General features: G+C 63.6%; 1 protein-coding gene and 1 pseudogene. One reads left to right on the top strand and one right to left on the bottom strand.

All coding sequences use genetic code 11. The features are described from left to right. Positions 1-387: 387 nt before the first annotated feature. Positions 388-1,861 (bottom strand): annotated as a pseudogene (locus AB0H00_RS14325) (IS1634 family transposase); the annotation flags it as partial. A gap of 127 nt (positions 1,862-1,988) precedes the next feature. Between AB0H00_RS14325 and AB0H00_RS14320 the strand changes: the two are divergent. Further along, positions 1,989-3,035, top strand: coding sequence for a hypothetical protein (locus tag AB0H00_RS14320; protein ID WP_357265721.1), 1,047 nt, complete (start codon positions 1,989-1,991; stop codon positions 3,033-3,035). Positions 3,036-3,412: the final 377 nt, after the last annotated feature.

The raw sequence follows: 3,412 nt of genomic DNA, 5'->3' as shown, positions 1-3,412 counted from the left end.
CGGCATGCATTCGGGTCGGCGCCCGTGCGGTGGGAAGACCTGTACCACACGCCGACCATGCCTTCATCGAGGGACGTGACCACCACGCATTCCTTGCTGCAGCCGCTGCGGCTGCTCTTGAACTGTGGGCCCCGCGCAGGTCAGTGTGCATTCTTCTGCTGCCTGATCGTTCGTTGATGAGTGGAGACATCCTCTGGAACGCTGCGTCGACGAATCCGTCGGGCTCGCCGTGGTTCTCGCCCTTGCGAGAACTGCCGCACTTCGACCTGAGTTGCACAGGTTTGGTGACCCACTTCGTGCCGTCTGATGTCAGGGGTGTGGGATGTGCAGGGCGGTGAGGATTTCGGTGGCTTCTCGGTGGATCGGGTCGGCGGCGAGGTGTGGGTGCCCGGCGATGACGACGGTGATCTCCTGTAGTGGCCGCAGGGTGCGAACGAGCCGTTGAATGCTGACACCGGCGGTTTGTTGCAGGTAGCGGGCAACGGCAAGGGCGGTGAACACGATCGTCAGGTGTGCCTCGATCGCGTCGCGGGTGTGATGGAACATCGGCCGGGCTTTCAGATCGGTCTTCGACATCCGGAACGACTGCTCGACGTGCCACAGGTCGTGGTATTTCCCGATCACCTCGCTGCCGGCCATCATGGCGACGGGGATGTTGGTGACATAACCTTTGAGCCCGACCAGGGATCGCGCCCTGGCCAGGGATGCCTCGTCCACCGATCGGTCGGTGCCGGCGACTTTCACGAACCGTGTCGATTTCGCGGGTTTGCTGCCGTCGACCGCTGCCCGCGCCCGCGCTTCCTGGGCGTTGAGTGTGACGGTGTCGCGGCGGGCGCGGGCCGAACTGTAGTGCCAGACCGCTCGCCATGCTTTCTCGTCGGTGGGCGTCCAGACCGGTCCGGCGCGCTTGTTGATGTTGTTGACCGTGGTTCCGGCTCGCCGGGGTGTGACGGTGTCGATTATCTGGCCATCGGTGAAATGGTCACCGTGCCAATGGAAGTGGGAGGCGAGATCGCCCGGCGCTTTGACTTGCCGAGACCCCACGATGAACTTGCAGCCGGCTTGGTCGAGTGCGGTCAGGTTCGTCACCGACAGCATCCCGGCATCGGCGGCGACGACCATGTCGGTGCCGATCAGATCGTGTCGTTCCCGGAACGCGGTGACGATCGGGATGATCGTGGTGGTTTCGGCGGTGTTCCCTTCGAAACACCCTATTTCCAGCGGGAATCCGTTGCGGTCGACGAGCAGGCCGACCACGATCTGCGGGTCGACGCGGCGTTCTTTGGAGTAGCCGACCTTCCGCAGCCCGTCTTCAGTCTCGGCCTCGAAATACAAAGTGGTGACGTCGTAGATCACCAACGCGAGCCCGCCGGTGCTCGCGGCGTGAGCGAAACATGCCGCTGCTATCCGGTCGCGGTAATCGCGTGTGGTGCAGCGGACCAGCGCGTTGGCGTAGGTGTTGCGGTGCGCCGGTGTCATCGGCGAGCTCGCCGACGACGCGGGCGGTGTCACTCATCGATGTCGGCTCTACCAGCCGCGCCAGTATCAGCTGGAAGAACGCCTCGTCGGCGATGACGCCGAAGCCAAGACTCCGCCAGCCCGTGGCGATGGTCTCGATCAGCCAGCGGGCACGTTTGCCGGTGATCCGCGCCGGCCCCGGCTCGGCGCCGTTGATACCCAGGTCCAGCATCTGCTGCCCGGCCAGCAGTCTGCCGCGAGCAGTCTCGAGTAACGCAGCCAGCTCGGCATCGGTATGAGCAGACCCCACGTGTTCGATGATCTTGTTGCGGCGTCCGTCCTTCTCCGCGATCTGCACCGCCGTCGCCCCGGACGCGGTCCTCACCTTGCGAATGAACGCCACGACCAGCGATCCTACCGACCGATTAGTGACCCATACCGCCCACCAGCAACCCCGTAACCAGCAACGATTACCCGCCGATCACCCAACGCCCGATTCGGTTGTGCAACTCGGGTCCGAATGTGCACCTATGCCGCGTTCAGAGGTTCTGATCGATCCCGACGTCACCGCCCGTCGCTGGCCGTTCCCGGTGCGGGGTTCTGTGCTGGTGGTCCGCCCCGATCCGGAAACGGACTCGGGCGGAGACGAATCCACCGAAAACGCCGAGCGGTCGCCCAGCGAATTCGAAGAGATTCGCCGTGTACTGGACGCATTCTTCGACCCGCGCGACCACGACTACGTGGGGCCGGTGACGCCCGCCGATCTCGAAACCAAATACGGTATCGCGGTCGAGGAACAGGAAAAGATCCAGAACTTGCTCGACCGCCTCGGGGGTTGTTATCAGCTGGCCGTTTGGGATTCCAATCCGGATGCCGCGCGATTGCGTGCCGAGGGGAAGTGCATTCCGAAACCGGCCGGGATGTTCATGAAAACATTGGATCGGCTGGACTGGATACCGGGTGCTGAGAGACAGCATCTCGGAAAGCTGGGCATATACCTGCCCCAGCTACCGATGTGGTTGCGGTCGTTGGTGACACCAGAGCAGTGGTCGGCGTTGGAAAAACGCGCCGAGCTCCGTCGCGGCGAATACGTCATGTGGCTCAATTCTCCGCCGCCGGTACCGGCCGACGTAGTGATCGGCCCGGACAACGTACTTTACATGTGTCACGACGACGGAGAATGGTTGCCGGTCGGCTCGGACATCGACGGTGCCGAATGGAAGGTCCTCGACGGGCTCGATCACGAACTCAACCCTGTCAGCTACGACGTGGCGATGCTGATCCTGAACGAAATGGGTCTATTCCAGCACGGTGCGACCGCCGGGTGGCTGGCTTGGACCCCACCGGAGGCAGCGATCAAACGTCAAGTGCTCAGCAAGCAGACTCGGATGACGGTTTTCCGTCCGGGCGAGCCGCCGCGTCGAGAACGCAGCCCCCGGCCCGAGGAAGCACGCTCCCTCGGTGACCTTCCCACACTGACCGATACCGGCCTGACGAGCCGCGCCTATCTCTGGATCGCACGAACCCGCCCCACGGATACGTCGAACAAGCCGACCGGCAGGAATCCAGACGCGTAACTGGGAATCGCGCCGCCGCGGGCATTCGGCCAGCCCGCGCGCCTGTTCTCAGGACACCCTTCGTCTCGAGGGCATTCAGATACAGGCACTCGTTCAGGTGGTGAGCAACGGAACGACAATATCTCCGAACGAGATCGGGCACTCGCAGCACTCGGGACTGCAGTGGCTCGGATCGCGGTTCTGCTGCGTAACGCATTGGAGGCGATGCGGAAGGTAATCATCGGCGGCTATGGGCCGAACGATGGTGCCGACCCTGCGGCATTGCGAGATGCGTATACCCGGGACCCGACGCAGTCCTCCTGGTCGCCGAGTTGATGCCGGCGGACGATCGGGAGCGATTCCTGGCATTCGCCGTGGCGGCAATCATGCCGGTCGTG

It is taken from the genome of Nocardia sp. NPDC023852, assembly GCF_040639505.1.
Taxonomy (GTDB): domain Bacteria; phylum Actinomycetota; class Actinomycetes; order Mycobacteriales; family Mycobacteriaceae; genus Nocardia.
The sequence above is the reverse complement of the archived record's forward strand: the minus strand, read 5'-3'. Positions and strand labels throughout refer to the sequence as shown.

Coding starts and splice junctions, on each gene's coding strand:
- AB0H00_RS14320 (WP_357265721.1), top strand. CDS start 1,989: ATGCCGCGTTCAGAGGTTCTGATCGATCCCGACGTCACCGCCCGTCGC.